We start from the raw sequence: 18,893 nt of genomic DNA on the forward strand, positions 1-18,893 counted from the left end.
CGACTAGCGATAAACGCGGTGGTTGCGCAGGCCCCAGTCAGAGTAGAGATCGGCCATGATAGTGCCAAACTGCGCCTCTGCCTGCGCCTTCTCGATCACACCTGCGCCAGTGCCGCCAAACACCGTTACAACATCGCCAACCTGCACACCGCTGATCTTGGTCACATCGGCCACAATGGTGTTCATCGACATTTTGCCTAGGACTGGTACGACCTGACCTTTGATGATCACGGCACTGCGGTTGTGCGCGTGGCGGTAAAAGCCGTTGGCATAGCCAATGGAAATACAGGCCAGCCGGCTGTCCCGGTCCAGATGATTGGCGCGGTCATAGCCAACGGTCGCACCTTGAGGGTAGGCCCCGAGGCCAACAACGTGGGCCTTCAATTCCATCGTGGGGACAAAGCCGAGTTCGGGTTTCAAAATTCCATAAATAATCGCACCGCAGCGGTACATGTCCGTGTCAATCGGGACATCCGAAACCAGGGTCAATGAACTGCCCGCATGCACAATCAGGTCTGAGCGTTGCAGATCGCTGTTGTCCAAGACCCAGCCGACCTGGTGTTGGAAAACGGCAGAGTTTTGCTGCAAATGCGCGGGTTCATTCGACGAAAAATGCGTGCAGATCCCGGTGACATGCCCGCCAAGCAGGGCCAGTATTTCCATGCATGCCGCCTTGCCGGCATCGGTCGACAAATCTAACCCGTCTCGTGACATGCCTTCCGCGTCGAGGGCCAGATGAGCCCTCTCAAGATCATGGCCCCCATCCAAAAGGCTGCGATAATGCCGTGCCGCGTCAAGCGATCCGATCTGTTCTTGAACGTGGTCAGATGCGGCACTGCCCATCTCGGCCAAAGTCGCCGCGCGCAGGCGGATGAGGTCGCCGGTAAAGCCTGCCTCGCGCACGGCGCGGGCCTCAGCGTTGGATGTGATCCCGATGCAGGTGATGCCTTGCGCCGTGACCAATGGCACAACCTGCTTGATCCCGTGACCGTATGCATCTGCTTTCAGAACGGCGCAAAACTTGGACCGGCTGGGCAACATATTGCAGGCCAGTTCTAGATTTTTGGAAATGCGGCTTTGGTAGATGTCGCACCAAGAACTGCGGCAAAGATCGCGGCGGTGGGTCACGAAACAAGCCGCCCAAATGATCCGCGTTCGTTATGCGTTGGATGAGTTCTCTGGCAAGAATGGGCCATCGCGCCGGTCCTCAAATCTCTTCGGTGCCGCACCAGCGGGCGATGAAAGATGCGGTGGCTTTGGTCACGCGCCGCATACTTTCCAGCTCGACGCGTTCGTTAAACCCATGGATCGCTTCGGCCCTCGGCCCATAGACCAGCGCCGGTGTATCAGCGTAAAGCCCGAAGAACCGGGCATCTGTTGTTGCCGTGATCGCCGCCTTTTTGAGGTCCGCACCGGTGGCGGCCTGATGGGCATCCCCCAGCGCATCAATGGCAGATCTGGCGCGGTCTGAACTGTCTTGCGACAGCGCGTAACCCTCTGCTTCAAACCCGTGATAGACGATCTCGGGCAGGGAATTCCGCAAAAAGTCGTTTTCCCGCGCCGCGTCCAGAATGACCTCTTCGATCTCGGTTTTGGCGGCCTCAATGGATTGGCCCGGAAAGATCGCCATGCGCACATCAAAGACCGCCCAGGCGGGCACAGAGCTGGTCCAGTCGCCGCCCTTGATCTTGGCAACATTCAGGTTCAGCGCATGTTCCATATGAGCATAATCATCAGGGCGGTTTTCGGCGGCATTCCAGCGATGTTCCATCTCGTGTAAGGCCTTGATCAAGGGTATGGCGGCCTCAATCGCATTGGCCCCGCTGCCTGCATAGGCCACATGGGTCGGGCGGCCCTTGAGATGCACCTGAAACCACAAAACGCCCAATTGCGCGGTGACCAGCTTTTCCGAGAACGGTTCCGGGATCAGCGCGGCATCGGCTTTGTACCCCCGCGCAAGGCAGGCCAAAGCGCCATTGCCTGTGCATTCCTCCTCGACCACGGATTGATAAAAAACATCTGCCGCAGGGGCCAATCCGCAGGCGGCCAAAGCGTCCATTGCAAAGAGGTTCGACGCCAGTCCTGCCTTCATATCACCGCCGCCGCGCCCATAAAGCCATCCGCCTTCAACGCGCGGCTCATAGGGCGGGCTGTCCCACATATCCAGCGGCCCCTCCGGCACCACATCGATATGCCCGTTCAGGATCAGAGATCGCCCGGTTTTGGTCTTTGACTGGCGGGTGCCGACCACATTAACCGCGTCCTCGTAAGGCCCAAGCACTGGCGAAAACCCCGGAAGATGCTGGATCTCCGCCACGTCGATCTGCCAGCGGTCCAGCTTATAACCCCGTGCGGTCAGGGCGCTGGCCATGAAATCCTGCGCGGCCTGTTCTTTGCCTCTGGTCGAGGGAAAAGCGGTCAAGTCAGACAGGAACGCAACTTGCTGATCAAAGGCCGCATCTACGGCATCAAACAGGCGCGATTGTAAGTCTGATTGCATGATCTGGCTCCTTAAAAACTGGGCAGGGGCGATTGTGGAATGGTCAAGGGCGCATCGGTGGCGGCGCAAATCTCAGCAGGGCTGACCCCTTGGGCGACCTCGACCAGTGCAAAGCCATCAGGGGTGACATCAATCACTGCCATGTCGGTGAAAATCCGCGCCACGCAGGCCTGCGCGGTGATCGGAAGGGCGCATTTTGCCTTTAGCTTGGATCGCCCGGCGCGGTCCAAATGGGTCGTCAACACAACCACCCGCCGTGCCTTTTGCGCCAATTCGACCCCGCCGCCAACACCGGGTGAAAACTTGCCCGGTATCTTCCAGTTTGCCAGATCGCCATTGGCCGCCACCTCAAAGGCACCCAGCATCGTCAGGTCCAAACGCCCGGACCGGACCATGGCAAAGCTGGTCGCGCTGTCAAAAAACGCCGATCCCGCCACGGTGGAGACATAGGCCCCCCCTGCGTCAATCAAATTGCGGTCTGCCTGTTCGGGTGGCAGCACTGGTCCAACTCCGGTCATGCCGTTTTCCGTATGCAGACAAACAGGATAGTCAGCGGCCAGATGATTGACCACTTGGGTGGGCATACCAATCCCCAGATTGACCACCATCCCCGGTGCAATCTCGCGGGCGGCGCGGGCGATCATGCGGGTTCTAGCGTCGGACAACGGCATATTCCTCGGACAAGTTTTCCAACTGTGTGACGTGATCGACAAAAACGCCCGCAGTTTGCACCGCGTTGGCTGCAATTTCCCCGGGAAGGACAACAGTCTCGGCCTCAACGATGACACAAGCCGCGGCCATCGCCATCAGCGGGCTGAAGTTCTGCGCTGTGGCAGCATAGGTCAGATTGCCAAAAGTATCGGCGCGATCCGCGTGGATCAGGGCCACATCGGCCCGCAAGGCAGGCTCAACCAGATAGGTTGTTCCCTGCATCTTGACCACCTGTTTGCCTTCGGCCAGTTCGGTTCCGATGCCAATATCGCTTAGCACCCCGCCAAGGCCGCTGCCGCCAGCACGAATGCGCTCTGCCAAGATGCCTTGGGGATTGAATTCAACGTCTATCGCGCCGGAGTTCATCAATCCAATGGCGTGGCTGTTCAGCCCCAGATGGGTGGTGATCAGCCGCGCCACCTGTCCGCTGCGCAGCAGATGATCAACGCCCATGCCTGGTTCATTGGCGTCATTCTTGATCACGGTCAGATTGCGAGCGTCTTGTTGGACAAGTGCCTGGATCAGCGTGAAAGGCGTGCCGGGCACGCCAAACCCGCCGATCATAACCGTATCGCCATCCTTGATCCGGCCCACCGCTGCCGCGATGTCACATCGTTTGTCGCGCAGCTTCATTGCGCGCCCTCGACGTGCAGTCCGGTTTCAGCCGCGAAAGCATCCAGCGCCGCGCAAAGGATCGTCATCATCTCGTCAATCTGGGCTTCGGTGATGATCAAGGGTGGGGCCAGCAGAAAATGATCGCCCGCCGTGCCGCCACGTGTGCGGCGCGAATAGATGATCAAACCGCGCTCATAGGCCAGTTCAACCAGCCGAGCATGCGCCTCAAGGGCGGGCGGCAAAGGCTCCATGCTTTCACGGTCGCTGACAAATTCAAACGCGGTCAAAAGCCCCTTGCCGCGCACGTCCCCGATGAACGGATAACCCTCCATCAACCCGCACAGCCGTGCCATCAGCACCTCGCCCATTTTTGCGGCGTTTTCGATCAGACCTTGGTCTTCCATTTCTTCCAGCACGGCCAGCCCCGCCGAACAGGCCAAAGGATTGCCTGCATAGGTGAACCCATGCAAAAACCCGCCCGCATCCAGCACCGGTTCGACCAGCCGCGCCCCGGCGACAATCGCGCCCAAGGGCGCATAGCCCGCGCCAAACCCCTTGGACATGGCCACGATATCCGGCGTGATGCCCCAATGTTCGGCAGCAAGGAATTTGCCGGTGCGTCCCGCGCCTGTCATGACCTCGTCGTAAATCAGCAACACGTCAAATTCGTCGCAAATTTCACGGATGCGGCCATAGTAACTGTCGGGCGCAACCAAAGCGCCGGTCGAGGCCCCGCCGACCGGCTCCATCAAGAACGCCAGAACTGTTTCAGGGCCTTCCTCGATGATCTTGTCGCGCAGCATTTCCGCGTACTTCAGGCCCCGTGCCTCTTCGCTGAGGTTGTCACGGTCCAGGTAAGTGGCAGGCGCGGGAATGCTTGGCATCCCTTTCATCATCGGGTCAAAAGGCGCACGCAGCGGATCATAGCCGGTCAGATCAAGCGCCCCCAACGTACACCCATGATAGGATGGAAACCGTGAGATGACCTTGCTGCGGCTGCCTTGCCCTTGTGTCAGCGCATATTGCCGGGCCAGCTTGAGTGCGCTTTCCACGGCCTCCGACCCGCCAGAGACAAAGAACACCCTGTCCAGCCCTTCGGGCGTCATGGCGACCGTCTTGGCCGCCAGATCCTCAGACGGGTGAGTGCGGAAATGCAGGCGATACCCAAAGGTGGCCTTGTCCATCTGGACCTTGATCTTGGCCAGCACACGTGGGTTGGAATGGCCAATGTTCGACACCATCGCACCAGAAGAGCCGTCGATGTAGCGTTTGCCTGCCTCATCAAACAGATAGATGCCTTCGCCCCGATCCAAAAACGGGCGCGGGTTGCGCGATTGGTAGAACAGATAGGAGGGCGCGTCGGTCACTTGGCACCTTCGATGTGTTTGCGCAGAAATTCGCGGGTGCGGTCTTTGACAGGGTTCTTGAACACAACCTCGGGCGGACCCTCTTCAACCACAACGCCTTGATCCATAAACAGAACCCGATCACAAACCGCCGCGGCAAAATCCATCTCGTGGGTGACGATGATCATGGTCATGTGATCCTCGGCCAGCTTCTTCATCACTTGATTCACCTCATCCACCAATTCAGGATCAAGGGCGGATGTGGCTTCATCAAACAGCATCAACTTGGGCTTCATCGCCAAGGCGCGGGCGATCGCAACCCGCTGTTTCTGGCCGCCGGACAATTGCGAGGGGTAATACTCAATCCGTTCAAGCATCCCGACATGGTCAAGCTGTTCTTCGGCCAGCTTGTTCGCCTCAGCCTTGGACAGATCCTTGAGCAACATCGGCGCCATGGTGACATTTTCGCGCACCGTCAAATGCGGGAACAGGTTGAAATGCTGGAACACCATGCCAATCTGTTGGCGCATCTCGTTGATGTGTTTCTCATATTGGCGGTGGGGCAGGGTCTTGTTGACCTGCACCCCGTCCAGCCAGATCTCACCGCCGGTCAGCGCATCAAGATCATTGATCGCCCGCAGCAGGGTTGATTTGCCCGATCCCGACGGGCCAATGATGGCAACAATCTGGCCGCGTTCCACGGTCAGGCTGATGTCTTTGAGCACCTCAAGTTTGCCAAAGGATTTCTGTGCGTGTTCAATTCTGACGAAGTCGGATGTGTCGGTCATGTCTGGCCCCTTGAGATCAGCGTGAGATGGAGATGCGGCGCTCAATCCGGCGCTGCACCCATTCCATTCCGAGATTGATGACGTAGTAACAGGCCGCCGCCAGCAGATAGAATTCGAAGGGGCGGTAGGTCTTGCCGATGACGCGCTGGGCCGACAAGGTCAGCTCACTCACCCCGATAACCGAAACCAATGCGCTGTCCTTCAGCAGGGCGATCATGTTGTTGCCAATCGGCGGCAGCACGGCCCGTACCGCTTGCGGGATCACCACCTTGCGCAGCGCCTCGCCGCGGCTGAGACCCAATGTGCGGGCCGCTTCCATTTGACCCTTGTCCACCGCTAGGATCGCGGTCTGGATCAGTTCGGAGTTATAGACGGCAAAGTGCAGGCCAAGGCCGATGATACCGGCAACAAATGCGGGCAGGTCGATACCGATCTGCACCAGGCCGAAGTAGATCAAGAACAGTTGCAACAGCAGCGGCGTGCCCATGAAGAGCCACGCAAAAAGGCGGAACGGCTGCCGCAAAAGCCAAGGCCCGTAAAGCGCGATCACCGCAAAAACGATCCCGCCGAAGAAGCTGAGCAAGGCGGCGGCAACAGTGATCCCTATGGTCCAGGCACAGCCCAGAAGGATCACATCCATGTATTTGGGAACAATAGAGAAATCGAGACCCATCTGTGCGTCCTTTCCTGATCAGGTGATCTGTGCTTTGCGGTCCAGCCAGGCAATGCCCCGGCCAGCCACGTAGATGATGATCATGTAAAGAATCCCGGCCAGCAGGAACATTTCAAAGGGCTTGTAGGTCGATCCGATATAGCGCTGCGCGGTATAGGTCAGCTCAACCACAGAGATCGCCGCGACAAGCGCCGTTGCCTTGATCAGTGCATTGATGTTGACGCCCAGGGGGCGGATCATCAGGCGTGCCGATTGCGGCAGAATGACCTTGTACATCGCTTGCCATTGGCTGAGGCCCAAAGTCCGCGCGGCTTCACCCTGGCCCTTGTCGATGGTGATGATTGCACCCCGAATGGTTTCGGTCATATAGGCCCCGGCGTTGACACCAAGGCCAATCACGCCGGCCTCGAAGGCATCCAGTTGGATGCCGATCTGCGGCCCGCCAAAGTAGAGAATGAACAATTGGATCAGCGCGGGCGTGCCGCGAATGACACTGACATAAGCCGCGCCGATGAACCGTAATGTGCGAAACCGCGACAACCGCGCCGCGGCCCCAAGGGCCCCGCAAGTCAGACCCAATATGGCGGTCAACACCGACAATAGGATGGTCAGCCAAGCCGCCTCAAGAAAGAACGGATAGACCTTCAGCATCAGTTCAAAGTCCATGCCGCCCTCCTTTTGTAAAGTGACCTGATAAGAGAGTGACCTGCCTGTTCGCCATCAAAGAAAATCCTGCGCAGAAGAACATGAAAGCCCGGACCTGACGTTCGGCTTTGACCGCCAGCTTGGCCCCGGAGTTTGCCCCATCGTCGGGCAGGAGGGCGGAGCAGTCAAACCGCTTGCAAAAATCCCCCACCGCACAGGGGCGGAAGGGGCAGGGAGGTTAGCGGATGTCAGCGCCGATCCACTTTTCGGCCAGCGCCAGATAGGTGCCATCTTCCATCATGGAATCCAGCGCCGCCTGCATGGCTGCGGCCAGTTCGGGGTTGCCTTCACGAATGGCGATGCCAGCGCCAAAGGGCTTGGTGTCCGGATCGTCAAACATCGCAAATTCCTGGCCCTTGGCAGTCATCGCCAGAATGGCGGCGATGGAATCGTTCACGATCGCATCTACACGGCCATTTTCCAGCTCCAACAGCAGCTCAGGCAAGCCTTTGTAGGTGTTGATCGAATATCCTTTCGCGCGCGCCCAATCCTCATGGGTTTCGCCCAATGTCAGGCCAACTTTTTTGCCATCCAGATCCGCCAGACTGGTGATGTCTGATCCGGGCTTGGTAAAGATGGCGCGTTTGTCGGAATAGTAGGGGCCGACAAAATCCACCACTTCGTCCCGTTCTGCGGTGATGGTCATGGACCCGACGATGGCATCGTATTTGTTGGCCAGCAGGCCGCCGATGATCCCGTCCCATGCGGTCGTCACGATCTCGGCTTCCAAACCCATCCGCTTGGCGATCTCGGTGCCGACGGCAGGGTCAAAGCCGACCACCTTGTTTTCATCGTTTACAAAGTTGAACGGAGGATAGGCACCGGACATCGAAATGCGAATGACGCCCTTTTCCTTGAGTGTATCGAGTTCCTCTGCGGCGGCTGCGGTCAGCCCAAAAACCGCCAGCGAAGCTGCGGCGATTGCAGATTTCAGAATTGTGCGGCGAACAGTCATTTTTTTCTCCCGGTTGTTACTGCGCCGGGGGTGAAACCCCGGCGATATTGGCGGATTCCCCGCTCTGCAAAAACACTTGCATGGCCCCTAACATCGTGCAAATAAATAATAGGTATCTTCAATATAGATGAAATCTATGCGCCTTCCCCATCAGCAACGTTTCCCCTGGAACCTCGACTGGAACCTGCTGCGCATGTTTATGGTGGTGGTCGAACAGCGCGGAATTTCAAAAGCCGCGGATTTTCTCGGCCTCAAACAGCCTACGGTTTCAGCCGCGCTCAAGCGGTTGGAATTGTCCACGGGCAGAACGTTGATCATCCGAAAACCCAATGAGTTTACCATCACCCGTGCGGGGCAGGTGCTTTATACCGAATGCGCGACGATCTTTGGCTCGATCTCGCAATTGCCGGCCCTCATGGATGTCGACAACACCGATCTGCGCGGCCATCTGTCGATTGCGATCACCAGTTATGTGATTTCGGACCATTTTGATGATTTTCTGAACCGGTTTTCCAAGGCGCATCCAAATGTGACCTATTCCTTTACTGTGTCCGAAAGTGATGAGGTCGAAACCGCGATTTCCCAAAACCGGGCAAGTTGCGGCATCTGTCTGCTGTCCAAGGCGCCAAAGAACCTCGATACCATGGTGCTCTACCGCGAATACTTTGGCCTTTACTGCGGTGCGCGGCATCCGCTCTTTAACGTTGCAGACATTGAGCCCAAAGAACTGGAGGGTGAGCCGTTTGTGGCCTTCCAGACTGAGGCCGAAGGTGGCCCGCTTGAGGCGATAGCCCATCTTCGCGCCCGGCTGGGGCTGGCCAACACATGGCGCGGCGTATCTTCCAGCTTGAATGAAATCCGGCGCATGATCATGGCCAATATCGGCATCGGGGCCCTGCCGGTCCACGTGGCGCAGCAAGACGTGATCGCGGGCCATATCCGCCAGTTGCCGCCCTATGAAGATTTGCCGATGGTGAACATCTATTTGATCAGCAATCCGGCTCGCCGCCAATCAGAGGCAGACGCGGTGTTTCTCACCGCACTTGCGAAAGAGCTCTCTGCCATCGACATTGCCGAACGAACTTACGGTCCGGAACCTACACCATCTTGAGGCCGGCCAAAGGCGCACGTCCCGCAGTTATTGCAGACAAAACCAATTGCGCATGTGCCCCTTGCAACTTAGGGTTTTTGAAACGCGCTCCAAAGCCAATGATGCGACAGGCGGCATGAAAAGAGTTGGCAGGGAAAGGCCAGTGTAGAAATGGCTAAACCGTCCTATATCCCATCGCTTGACGGACTTCGCGCGGTTTCCATCGCGCTGGTGTTCTTGAGCCACGTCGGCTTTGGACATGTTGTGCCGGGTGGTTTTGGGGTCACGATTTTCTTTTTCCTGTCCGGTTATCTGATCACCACATTGATGACCCGCGAATGGGATCAACATGGGTCCATCGCAATGAGGGCGTTCTACCTACGCCGTATCGTCCGGCTCAGCCCGCCAATCTTGTTCGTGCTTTTGGTCAGTGCGCTGCTGGTTTGGGCCGGATGGGCCGAAGGGCGTTTGGATATCCGAACCATCAGCAGTCAGATCTTCTTTTATTATAACTACTTCTCACTTTATGCGCCTGATCCGGCCACGGTGAATGGGTTGGGCATCCTTTGGTCCCTCGCGGTTGAGGAACATTTCTACCTGATCTGGCCGACGCTGTTCATTCTGTTGGTCAATACAAGGTTCGAAATCCGCTATTTGCTGGTGCTGTTGATGGCCGTGGTGGTTTGGCGGGCGATCAGGGTCTTTGGCCTCGGGACGGATGAATGGACGATCTACATCTCAACAGACACCCGCCTCGACAGCCTGCTGTATGGGTGTTTGCTGGCGATGCTGACATGGCGCGGCCACGCTGATCGGTTGTTTGGCCCATCCCTGCCGGTCCGCCTGGTGTGGCTCGGCGGGGCTGTTGTTGCGCTGTTGGTGTGTTTGTCGATCCGCGATGAGACCTTCCGCTCCATCCCGCGCTACAGCTTGCAGGGTTTGGCGTTGATGCCCATATTCCACTACGCTGTGACGCAGCCCTCCGACCTTTGGTTCCGGCCCTTGAACTGGGCACCGCTGCGCAAGATCGGGCAATGGTCATTCACGATCTATTTGATCCATTACGTTATCATCGAGGCGCTGATCTATTCCGGCTTTGCCGCGCTGGGCGATTGGACATTGGTCGTGACCTCGGCTGCGCTCTCGGCGGCATTTGCTGCGGCGACCTATCGCTGGCTTGAAAAACCGTTTCATCCGCTGCGACGGCGGCTCACGGGACATTGATGAACAGGCCCGCCTTGTCATATCTGGCCGCAACTGCGGCGCTTGCGCTGGTCGCGGCGGAATGTGCCTTGCGTTGGGGGATTGGTCTTGGTGATCCGCCGCTGGCCCGGATGGACCGGGCAACGGAATACGAACTGGTGCCATCGGCGAGCTATCGGCGCTGGGGCAATACCATTTCGATCAACGCCAACGGAATGCGCGCGCCAGACCATCCCGATACCCCCGCCAGCGATGAACGTCATCTGCTTTTGGTCGGGGACAGTGTTGTTTATGGCGGTCACTTTCTGGATCAAACAGAGACGATATCGGCGCAATTGCGGCGCGCGTTTGAGGCTGATCCAGATCTGGACGGCTGCATCATTCGAGTGCTGCCCATGGCGGTGTCCAGTTGGGGCCCGATCAATCAGGCGGCGTTCTTGGCCGAGCGGGGCACATTTGGATCCAGTGTCGCGGGCATCGTGGTTTCCGCCCATGATCTTTACGACGTTCCGCAAACCGCCTCGGACATTCTGCCCTATCGCCAGGCACCATCCTGGTCGGCCATCGGCGATGCGGTTCAGGCCGTCATTGAGCGTAGACAACAGGCGGCACATGCGGGGGCGGATCTGGCACCACTGGAGGAGCGTGAAAGACAAAGTCTAGAAGCGCTGGACCGGATGGCGATGATGTTGAGGGATCAGGGCGTGCACCCTTTCCTGATCTATCACCCCACCCAACAAGAACGCGGCGGCACGGTGAAACCGGCAAAGGCAAGGTTTGCGCAATGGTCACGCAGCCAAGATATTTCCTTGATAGATCTGGGCGATGTTCGGATGCAGGTGGGGGACTATCGCGATGACATTCATCCAGCGGCACCCGGCGCGGGCCGCATTGCACGTCATTTGGCGCCGGTTTTGGCCACGGCCTTGCAGCCTTGCAACGACAGTTGATTGACGCTGATCACCGCTGAGATCAGACCGTAATCTTCGACAGCAGCTTTAGCAGCAGCGCCCCGTCTTCTGTCTCAAGCAATCCGTTCAACGCGCCGTCTTGTTCCTCGACGTCCTTGCGAATGTCGAGCATCCGAATGCGCCCCAAATGGGTCAGCAGCAGATTGATTTCGCGTTGGTCGCTCTGCGAGATTTGGCGATGAACCAGACCATCGGAAACCATGCGATCCACCAGTTTGCTGAGCGTTGGCGGGTTGATCAACGCCTTGCTGGCCAGCGCGCCCATGGTCAGCCGCTCGCCCGCATCCAGACATTCCATCACGCGCCAGGCTTCGATCTGAATCCCGTGCTTTTTCAGCTGCGCCGTCATCCGTTGATTGACCGAACGATGCGCGGCCGCCACGGCATAGGAAATATGCGTTTCAAACGAACTGGTCTGCTCAGACATGTCTATCACCAATGATCACTGACCTGAATTTAGTTGACTTGGAAAGCAAATTCAATTGCAATGTGCCACCAAGCTTGCATCAAGCGCACATCGCAGAGGGGGAGGGACGCTGCGACACGACGTGACCATGCCAATGGAACTCGCTGACTTCCGCGAGAATGGACAGTTTCACGCAAGTGGTGTCTATCGCGTTGCGCTATTGATCCCCCTTTGCGGGGCGGCGGGCATCTGGGCACCGTCCTGCATCTCCAGCGCGCAGGTTGCCGTGGCCGAGCTGAACAAGGCCGACGGGATCGACGGGCGCAAGGTGCAGCTGATCATGATTGACGCCGCGGTTGAGGCCGGGGAGCCAATCGAAGAGATCGTAAACGACTTGATTGATCTGGGTGCAATCGACGCGATTGTCGGCATGCACCTCAGCGCGATCCGGCAACGCCTGTCCAAGGTCGTGCGCCAGCGCATTCCCTATATCTATACGCCGCTCTATGAAGGCGGTGAAACCACGGCGGGCCTCTTTGCCATTGGCGAAACCCCAAAAGAACAACTCGGCCCCGCAATGGTGTTCATGCAAAAGCGGTTCAAGCCCCGCAAATGGGCGTTGATCGGCAATGATTATGTCTGGCCGCGCAGTTCACATGATTATGCGAAATCCTGCCTCAAACAGATGAACGTTGATCTGGCGATGGAATGCTACGTGCCGTTTGGCCTGTCGAATATGAGCGGTCTGGTCTCACAACTCGAAGCCTCGGGCGCGGATGCGGTACTGGTGTCATTGGTGGGTCAAGATGCGGTGATGTTCAATCGCACCTTCGGGCGGCGCGGGCTTCATAAAAACATCGTCCGGCTTTCCACCGCGCTAGAAGAGAATGGGCTGATGGCCTGCGGCAGGGGCAATCTGGAGCGTCTGTTTTCAGTGTCTTCGTATTTTGGCTCTATTTCCAATGACGAAAATGCCGCCTTTAAGGAACGGTATTACGGGATGCACGGCGATACCGCACCGGCGCTGAATGCCCTGGGGCAATCGACCTATGAGGGGCTGCACTACCTTGCCGGATTGATTGGCCAGTTCGGTGATGTCTGGCAGCAAAAATCAACCCGCGACCAACTGCCTGTCAGCTATGCCAGCGGACGCAACTTCACACATTCGCCCGCTCTGAGGCGCCCATCTGTTTACATGGCGCGGGCCGATGGTGTTCAATTTTGCGACTTCAAGCTTCTGTAAACAAACAAAAAATGAAATTAACTTTCCATTTCAAATAAAATACTTGAACTGGAAACTAATCTCCCCCACCGTAAAGCAACAGAATCGTGCAGGCCATCTGAGCGCTGCGTGACAGGTGGGGGAATTTGCTTTGTATTGGGCGCTAGCTGTTGTCATTTTTATCGTCGCGGTCTTGGTCGGCATTTGGTTTTTTCAGCGGTTTTACGCGAAGGCCACGCTTGAAACGGCGCTTGTTCGAACCGGAATGGGCGGTCGCCGTGTGCTGACTGACGGGGGCTGTTTGGCCCTGCCGATCCTGCATCAGGTGCAACGGGTCTCCATGCAGACCGCAGCCACCGAAATTGTCCGCAGTGGCCGTGAGGCAGTGCTGACCGCCGATCAATTGCGGGCCGATATCGCAATGGAGTTTGAACTGCGTGTCGCCCCTGACACGGACAGGATTGCAACGGCAGCGCAAGCCTTTGGTCATCGGATCGCCCGCAGCGGTGATGCGATTGCAGAGGTGCTCTCCGGTGCCTTGATTAATGCCGTACACAGCGCCGCAGCGGCGCGTGCACTGACAGACATCCATCTCAACCGCGCCGAATTTACCAAGGATGTGGCGGACATGGTCGCAGATCATGCCGACCGGCTTGGGCTGGCACTGGTGTCGGCCTCGCTGATTTCGGTGGATCAAAGTGATCTGTCGGGCCGCGACGAAAACAATGCCTTCAACGCAACAGGCATGCGGCGCTTGGCCGAATTGGTGGCCGAGGAACGCAAGGCGCGGATCGCCATCGAGACCTCAACCGAAGTCGCGGTGCGCGAACACCGCCTGTCCCAGCATCAACGCCAGATTGAGCTGCAAAAGGCGGAACGTGAGGCAGAGATCGCCCAGCAAGAACACCTTGCCCGCCTTGAGGCCGAAGCCGAAAGCCGCTCTGCCCAGACCCGTGCCGAGGCGCACCGCGCGTCAGAGGCTGTCCGGATCGCCGAGGAACGCCTGACCAAATCCGCACAGGTCGCCAATGACGAGGCGTTGCGCAAAGCCGAGATGACCGCATTGATGGAGCTGGAAGAGGCAAAGATTGCCAACAACATCAAGCTGTCTCAGGCCCGCACCAAAGAGGCCAAGTCCAAAGCGGACGAAGAGGAAGCCCGTATTCAGGTGATCCTCGCCGCCGAAAACGTGCAGGCCCAGAAAGAACGCGCCATTGCCCAACGCGAACGGGAGATTGCCAAACTCAAGCAAGAGCGCGACATCGAACTTGAAGACGCCCGCGTGCAAAGTGATGTCAGCACCCTGCTGGCCCGTGCCCAAGCTGACGCCGCCGCCAAAACCGCTGCCGCCAGCGCCGACAAAGAAGCCATGGAAGCGCAAGCCGCAGGTCAAGCCGCGCTGAATACGGCGGAAAACACGCTGAGCGATGCAGTGATCCGCATGCGCCTCGAAGAGCGCAAGCTCGACCGGATGCCCGAGATTATGACCCAGATGATGAAGCCCGTCGAAAAGATCGACTCGATCCGCATCAACCAGATCGGCGGCATGGGCAGCGGCGGCACCGGCCAGACCGAGGGTGTCGACGGAGCTTTTGGTGCGGCGATGGACCAGATCCTCGGCATGGCCGTACGCCTGCCCGCGATGAAACAGATGGGCGATGAAATAGGCCTTGATTTCGACCCCAACATCGCAGGCCGCACGGCGGATTATGCCAACCGGATAAAGGCAAAAGACGATCCGAAACCCAAAGACAAAGAGTGATCTAAGTCACCTTTCCACACATCCAACAGTCGTTTAACGGAGGACTTACACATGTCTCTGAACAGAAGAGATTTCCTTGGCCGCACGGCCGCCTTGACCACAACCGCGATGCTGCCCACAGCCGTTTTTGCGGATGGCACCATCAAACTTGGCTCCATTCTGGACGCATCCGGCCCCTTTGACGCCTATGGCAAACCGATGGATCAAGCCATGCGCATGGCCGTGTCAGAGATCAACGAAGCGGGCGGTCTGCTGGGCCGTCAGGTTGAGGTCACCGCATATGACACCCAATCGGACATGGCGCTTTATTCGCAATATGGTCAGCAACTGACCCGCCAGGACAAAGTGGATGTGGTGCACGGCGGCATCCTGTCCGCCTCCCGCGAGGCGATCCGCCAAACCATGCGCAAAACCAAGACGCTGTATTTCTACAACGTGCTCTATGAAGGCGGCGTCTGCGACCGGAACATCTTTATCAACGGTGTAACGCCCGCCCAGCAGGTTGAGGCATTGGTGCCTTTCGCGATGAAAAACTCGGGCAAGAAGGTCTATATCCTTGCCGCTGACTATAACTACGGCCAGATCACCGCACGGTGGATTCAAAAGTTTGTGGCGGACAACGGCGGCGAAGTGGTCGGCACCGATTTCTTCCCGTTGGATGTGAGCGACTTTGGCTCCACCATCGCCAAAGTCCAGACCGCCGCCCCCGATCTGGTGATTGCCCCGCTGGTTGGCGGTGCGCATCTGTCCTTTTTCCGTCAGTGGGCTGCTGCCGGCATGAAAGACAAGATTGCACTGGCCTCGACCACCTTGGGCGTGGGCAACGAACACAAGGTCCTGACCCCCGAAGAGGGCAACGGCATCATGTGCGCCTACAACTACAGCCAGGAACTGGACACGCCGGAGAACGCCCAGTTCAAGGAAAAATGGGCCGCGATGTTTGATGGCGATCAGTCGATGCACGAGATTGCCGTATCGCATTACCACGGTATCAAAACATGGGCCGAAGGGGTGCGCAAAGCCGGATCACTTGACCGGATGGCAATCATCGAAGCCTTGGAAACCGGCATTTCGATCATGGGTCCGGGCGGCAAAGTGACGGTTGATCCTAAGACCCACCACGCCGTTCTGGACGTGCATCTGATGGAAATGCAGGACCAGCAAATGAAGGTGATCGAAACCCTGCCGCAGCGGCAGCCGGTCGACACCCAAGCGGTTTGCGACCTCAGCGCAAATCCAAATGACAACACGCAGTACGAAATCGAAATCTAACTGCGTGTTTCTCCCAGGCGGGGTGCCATTGGTGCCCCGCCATACCCTGAATTCTCATTCAAGCAGGCCTCCATGGATCTCAGTTTTGTCATAGCGGTTGAAGTGCTCTACGCGGTCGCCTCGCTGGTCTTGATCAGCGCCGGATTGGCCGTGGTTTTTGGCATGATGAAGGTCATCAATCTGGCACATGGCGAGTTCATGATGCTGGGCGGCTATACGACCATCACCGCCGTGGGGCTGGGCGTGAATGTCTTTATTGCAATGCTGGTGATTGCGCCCTTGGTGGTGGGGCTGATCGGGTTGATTGTGGAACGATTGGTGATCCGGCACCTTTATGGGCGACTGGTTGATACAATGTTGGCCACATGGGGCCTCAGCCTTGTGTTCATTGGTCTGGCCACGATGATCTTTGGCAACACCACCACCGGTATCTCGACCCCGATCCCCGGTTTTGCCGTGGGGGACTATCAAATCAGCGGCTATAACTTCTTTATCATTGTGGTGGCTGTCGTTTTGGTGATCGCGATGCTGGCGGTGCTGCGCGGCACCCGCGCGGGGCTGATTGCACGCGGCACGATGCAGCGGGCCGATATGGCCGCCGCCCTCGGCTACAGCCCGGACCGCATCTATATGGCGACGTTTTTCTGCGGCTCTGCCCTGTCGGGATTGGCGGGCGCGGTGCTTGCGCCGTTGGTTGGCTTGGTGCCGACATCGGGCGGCGCTTACATCGCCAAAGCTTTCATCACGGTGATCGCTGGCGGCCCTTCGCTGATTGCAGGCTTGCTGAGTTCGGCCACCTCCTTTGGCGTCGTCAATCAAGTGTTCACCTTTGCGATCTCTCCGGTGATTGGTGAGGTGGCGCTGCTTGTTGCGGCTGTTATCCTGCTTCGGCTGATGCCGCAGGGGATCACAGGCCGCTTTTTCAAAGGTAAACTGTGATGGAGCGGTCATTGGGAAAAGACATCACCGCCACTTTGATCGTGTCGGCGCTGCTGATCTGGCTGCTGCCGATGATGGTTGCGACCTATACGCTGACGGTGCTGGTGATCTACGGGATGTTGGGGCTGAGCCTTGGGTTGATCTGGGGCTTCGGCGGGATCTTGTGTTTTGGTCAGGCGGCGTTCTTTGGTCTTGGCGCATATACCTATGCCATCGCGGCGATCAATTTCGGGGAAAGCACGGTGCCAATGCTCTTGGCGGTGCTGGTGCCGCTGATCTTTGCGGCTGTGCTGGGCGCGCTGATGTTCTACGGGCGGCTGACGGATGTCTATCTGGGGGTGATCACCCTTGTTGTGACGCTGATCCTGTTCAAATTTGTGAACTCAACCGCAGGGCCGCAATATGTGATCGGCAACGCGCGACTGGGCGGATACAACGGTATTCCGGGGTTTCAAACACTGAACGTGCCGGGCAATCCGGACGCCTATATCTGGGGCGATCCGTACTTCTATTTCTGTGCTGTGACGCTGGTGATTGTGTTCTTGCTTGTCACATGGCTGCTGCGCTCGTCCTTTGGCCGGGTCGCCATCGGTATCCGCGAGAACGAAACCCGCATGGCGCTGATGGGCTATGACGTAGCCGCCCGCAAAACCGTGCTGTTCGCCATTGGCGCGGCCATCGCCGGGCTGGCCGGGGCGCTTTTTGCGAACTGGGGCGAGATCGTCACCCCGGGGTTGTTCTCGCTGGGCCAATCGGCCGAGATTATCATCTGGTGCATTGTTGGCGGTCTTGGCACGCGGCTGGGTCCAATTCTGGGCGCGGCGGGTCTGGCTTATCTGAAATTCATGTTGGGCCAGCAAAGCCTGATCGACAACACCTTGATCACCGGGCTGATCCTTGTGCTGTTCGTACTGTTCCTGCCCAAAGGTCTGGTGCCCGCAGTGGCGGCCCCCTGGAAGGCCAGCTTTGGCCGGGCCCGGCGCCGACCGCATGCGCGGCAAAGACGGAAAGCAAGACATGGCTGAAACTGTTCTGGAAACCCATGGGCTGACCATGCGCTTTGGCGGGGTCACGGCCAGCGACAATGTGAATTTCTCGCTCAAGGCGCGCGAATTGCGCTGTCTGATCGGCCCCAACGGCGCAGGCAAATCCACGTTCTTTAAATGCGTGACCGGCCTTCTGACCCCGACGGAGGGGCAGGTCTTCATGCGCGGGCAGGACGTCACGGGCTGGCAACCCCACCAGATTGCCTCGCTCGGGGTTGGGATCAAAACCCAGACGCCCAATGTGATGGACGCGCTGAGTGTGCATGAAAACATCTGGCTTTCCGCCCGTCGTTTTCATGACGCGGCAGAGGCAAAGGCCCGCACCGATACCATCATCGACAGATTGGCCTTGGGCGGAATTGCCCGCACTGAATTGGGACAGCTGGCCCATGGTGAACGGCAGCGGGTGGAGCTGGGATTGGTCGCAGTGGCCGATCCGTGGCTTGTGCTGCTGGATGAACCTGCCGCGGGGATGAGCGCGCAAGACGTGGACCGGATGACCGAAATCATCCACGAACTGACCCGCAGTGCCGCAGTGGTGATTGTCGAACATGACATGCAATTCATCCGCTCCATCGCGGAGACGGTCACAGTTTTCCATCAAGGGGCCGTCCTGATGGAAGACCATGTCGATCATGTGATGTCTGATCCGACAGTCCGCGCCGTTTATCTTGGAAAGAAGGCATAAG

19 protein-coding genes are annotated in these 18,893 nt (G+C 58.0%); 9 read left to right on the forward strand and 10 right to left on the reverse strand.

The window, feature by feature from the left end; translation table 11 throughout:
* Positions 1-3: 3 nt before the first annotated feature.
* The 9 genes from C8N31_RS17565 to C8N31_RS17605 all read right to left on the reverse strand — a co-directional run bounded on the left by C8N31_RS17565 (position 4) and on the right by C8N31_RS17605 (position 8,293).
* A complete protein-coding gene (locus tag C8N31_RS17565; RefSeq protein ID WP_025047496.1) occupies positions 4-1,128 on the reverse strand; it encodes an alanine racemase in 1,125 nt (374 codons plus the stop codon).
* Between the two features lie 79 nt (positions 1,129-1,207).
* On the reverse strand, positions 1,208-2,500 hold the full coding sequence (locus tag C8N31_RS17570; protein WP_025047497.1) for an ArgE/DapE family deacylase: 1,293 nt from the start codon (positions 2,498-2,500) through the stop codon (positions 1,208-1,210).
* 11 nt (positions 2,501-2,511) lie between these two features.
* Positions 2,512-3,165 carry a 3-oxoacid CoA-transferase subunit B gene (locus C8N31_RS17575; protein WP_420834943.1) on the reverse strand — a complete coding sequence of 218 codons (654 nt, stop codon included), beginning with the start codon at positions 3,163-3,165 and terminating at the stop codon, positions 2,512-2,514.
* Entirely contained in the window at positions 3,152-3,844 is a 693-nt protein-coding gene (locus C8N31_RS17580) for a CoA transferase subunit A (protein ID WP_025047499.1), read from the reverse strand. Before C8N31_RS17580 ends, C8N31_RS17575 begins: the two co-directional genes overlap by 14 nt.
* Positions 3,841-5,193, reverse strand: coding sequence for an aminotransferase family protein (locus C8N31_RS17585; RefSeq protein ID WP_025047500.1), 1,353 nt, complete (start codon positions 5,191-5,193; stop codon positions 3,841-3,843). The genes C8N31_RS17580 and C8N31_RS17585 overlap by 4 nt, the downstream gene beginning before the upstream one ends.
* Positions 5,190-5,960: an amino acid ABC transporter ATP-binding protein gene (locus tag C8N31_RS17590; protein ID WP_025047501.1), complete on the reverse strand. Its 771-nt coding sequence runs from the start codon at positions 5,958-5,960 to the stop codon at positions 5,190-5,192. The genes C8N31_RS17585 and C8N31_RS17590 overlap by 4 nt, the downstream gene beginning before the upstream one ends.
* Before the next feature lie 16 nt (positions 5,961-5,976).
* On the reverse strand, positions 5,977-6,633 hold the full coding sequence (locus C8N31_RS17595) for an amino acid ABC transporter permease (RefSeq protein ID WP_025047502.1): 657 nt from the start codon (positions 6,631-6,633) through the stop codon (positions 5,977-5,979).
* Between the two features lie 18 nt (positions 6,634-6,651).
* On the reverse strand, positions 6,652-7,299 hold the full coding sequence (locus C8N31_RS17600; protein ID WP_025047503.1) for an amino acid ABC transporter permease: 648 nt from the start codon (positions 7,297-7,299) through the stop codon (positions 6,652-6,654).
* Between the two features lie 217 nt (positions 7,300-7,516).
* Positions 7,517-8,293: a transporter substrate-binding domain-containing protein gene (locus C8N31_RS17605; RefSeq protein WP_025047504.1), complete on the reverse strand. Its 777-nt coding sequence runs from the start codon at positions 8,291-8,293 to the stop codon at positions 7,517-7,519.
* 136 nt (positions 8,294-8,429) lie between these two features.
* Between C8N31_RS17605 and C8N31_RS17610 the strand changes: the two genes are divergently transcribed.
* The 3 genes from C8N31_RS17610 to C8N31_RS17620 all read left to right on the forward strand — a co-directional run bounded on the left by C8N31_RS17610 (position 8,430) and on the right by C8N31_RS17620 (position 11,536).
* Positions 8,430-9,404, forward strand: a complete 975-nt coding sequence (locus C8N31_RS17610; protein ID WP_025047505.1) for a LysR family transcriptional regulator — start codon at positions 8,430-8,432, stop codon at positions 9,402-9,404.
* Between the two features lie 150 nt (positions 9,405-9,554).
* Positions 9,555-10,607, forward strand: a complete 1,053-nt coding sequence (locus tag C8N31_RS17615; RefSeq protein ID WP_025047506.1) for an acyltransferase family protein — start codon at positions 9,555-9,557, stop codon at positions 10,605-10,607.
* A complete protein-coding gene (locus C8N31_RS17620; RefSeq protein WP_025047507.1) occupies positions 10,607-11,536 on the forward strand; it encodes a hypothetical protein in 930 nt (309 codons plus the stop codon). Before C8N31_RS17615 ends, C8N31_RS17620 begins: the two co-directional genes overlap by 1 nt.
* A 22-nt stretch (positions 11,537-11,558) precedes the next feature.
* Here the strand turns inward: C8N31_RS17620 and C8N31_RS17625 are convergent, their stop codons facing one another.
* On the reverse strand, positions 11,559-11,984 hold the full coding sequence (locus C8N31_RS17625) for a MarR family winged helix-turn-helix transcriptional regulator (protein WP_025047508.1): 426 nt from the start codon (positions 11,982-11,984) through the stop codon (positions 11,559-11,561).
* 133 nt (positions 11,985-12,117) lie between these two features.
* Between C8N31_RS17625 and C8N31_RS17630 the strand changes: the two genes are divergently transcribed.
* The 6 genes from C8N31_RS17630 (at position 12,118) to C8N31_RS17655 (ending at position 18,892) form a co-directional block, all read left to right on the forward strand.
* Positions 12,118-13,206 carry a substrate-binding domain-containing protein gene (locus C8N31_RS17630; RefSeq protein WP_025047509.1) on the forward strand — a complete coding sequence of 363 codons (1,089 nt, stop codon included), beginning with the start codon at positions 12,118-12,120 and terminating at the stop codon, positions 13,204-13,206.
* A gap of 244 nt (positions 13,207-13,450) precedes the next feature.
* Positions 13,451-14,947, forward strand: coding sequence for a flotillin domain-containing protein (locus C8N31_RS17635; protein ID WP_231476729.1), 1,497 nt, complete (start codon positions 13,451-13,453; stop codon positions 14,945-14,947).
* A 51-nt stretch (positions 14,948-14,998) separates the two neighbouring features.
* Entirely contained in the window at positions 14,999-16,219 is a 1,221-nt protein-coding gene (locus C8N31_RS17640; protein WP_025047511.1) for an urea ABC transporter substrate-binding protein, read from the forward strand.
* 72 nt (positions 16,220-16,291) lie between these two features.
* A complete protein-coding gene (locus C8N31_RS17645) occupies positions 16,292-17,158 on the forward strand; it encodes an ABC transporter permease subunit (protein WP_025047512.1) in 867 nt (288 codons plus the stop codon).
* Positions 17,158-18,183 carry a branched-chain amino acid ABC transporter permease gene (locus C8N31_RS17650; RefSeq protein ID WP_025047513.1) on the forward strand — a complete coding sequence of 342 codons (1,026 nt, stop codon included), beginning with the start codon at positions 17,158-17,160 and terminating at the stop codon, positions 18,181-18,183. The genes C8N31_RS17645 and C8N31_RS17650 overlap by 1 nt, the downstream gene beginning before the upstream one ends.
* A complete protein-coding gene (locus tag C8N31_RS17655) occupies positions 18,176-18,892 on the forward strand; it encodes an ABC transporter ATP-binding protein (protein ID WP_025047514.1) in 717 nt (238 codons plus the stop codon). Before C8N31_RS17650 ends, C8N31_RS17655 begins: the two co-directional genes overlap by 8 nt.
* Position 18,893 lies beyond the last annotated feature (1 nt).

Source organism: Sulfitobacter mediterraneus, from assembly GCF_003054325.1.
Lineage (GTDB): Bacteria > Pseudomonadota > Alphaproteobacteria > Rhodobacterales > Rhodobacteraceae > Sulfitobacter > Sulfitobacter mediterraneus.

Bases quoted from the DNA above. Each gene is read 5' to 3' on its own strand.
- C8N31_RS17570 (WP_025047497.1), bottom strand. From the start codon at position 2,500: ATGCAATCAGACTTACAATCGCGCCTGTTTGATGCCGTAGATGCGGCC.
- C8N31_RS17580 (WP_025047499.1), bottom strand. From the start codon at position 3,844: ATGAAGCTGCGCGACAAACGATGTGACATCGCGGCAGCGGTGGGCCGG.
- C8N31_RS17590 (WP_025047501.1), bottom strand. From the start codon at position 5,960: ATGACCGACACATCCGACTTCGTCAGAATTGAACACGCACAGAAATCC.
- C8N31_RS17595 (WP_025047502.1), bottom strand. From the start codon at position 6,633: ATGGGTCTCGATTTCTCTATTGTTCCCAAATACATGGATGTGATCCTT.
- C8N31_RS17600 (WP_025047503.1), bottom strand. From the start codon at position 7,299: ATGGACTTTGAACTGATGCTGAAGGTCTATCCGTTCTTTCTTGAGGCG.
- C8N31_RS17605 (WP_025047504.1), bottom strand. From the start codon at position 8,293: ATGACTGTTCGCCGCACAATTCTGAAATCTGCAATCGCCGCAGCTTCG.
- C8N31_RS17610 (WP_025047505.1), top strand. From the start codon at position 8,430: ATGCGCCTTCCCCATCAGCAACGTTTCCCCTGGAACCTCGACTGGAAC.
- C8N31_RS17615 (WP_025047506.1), top strand. From the start codon at position 9,555: ATGGCTAAACCGTCCTATATCCCATCGCTTGACGGACTTCGCGCGGTT.
- C8N31_RS17620 (WP_025047507.1), top strand. From the start codon at position 10,607: ATGAACAGGCCCGCCTTGTCATATCTGGCCGCAACTGCGGCGCTTGCG.
- C8N31_RS17625 (WP_025047508.1), bottom strand. From the start codon at position 11,984: ATGTCTGAGCAGACCAGTTCGTTTGAAACGCATATTTCCTATGCCGTG.
- C8N31_RS17630 (WP_025047509.1), top strand. From the start codon at position 12,118: ATGGAACTCGCTGACTTCCGCGAGAATGGACAGTTTCACGCAAGTGGT.
- C8N31_RS17635 (WP_231476729.1), top strand. From the start codon at position 13,451: ATGGGCGGTCGCCGTGTGCTGACTGACGGGGGCTGTTTGGCCCTGCCG.
- C8N31_RS17640 (WP_025047511.1), top strand. From the start codon at position 14,999: ATGTCTCTGAACAGAAGAGATTTCCTTGGCCGCACGGCCGCCTTGACC.
- C8N31_RS17645 (WP_025047512.1), top strand. From the start codon at position 16,292: ATGGATCTCAGTTTTGTCATAGCGGTTGAAGTGCTCTACGCGGTCGCC.
- C8N31_RS17650 (WP_025047513.1), top strand. From the start codon at position 17,158: ATGGAGCGGTCATTGGGAAAAGACATCACCGCCACTTTGATCGTGTCG.
- C8N31_RS17655 (WP_025047514.1), top strand. From the start codon at position 18,176: ATGGCTGAAACTGTTCTGGAAACCCATGGGCTGACCATGCGCTTTGGC.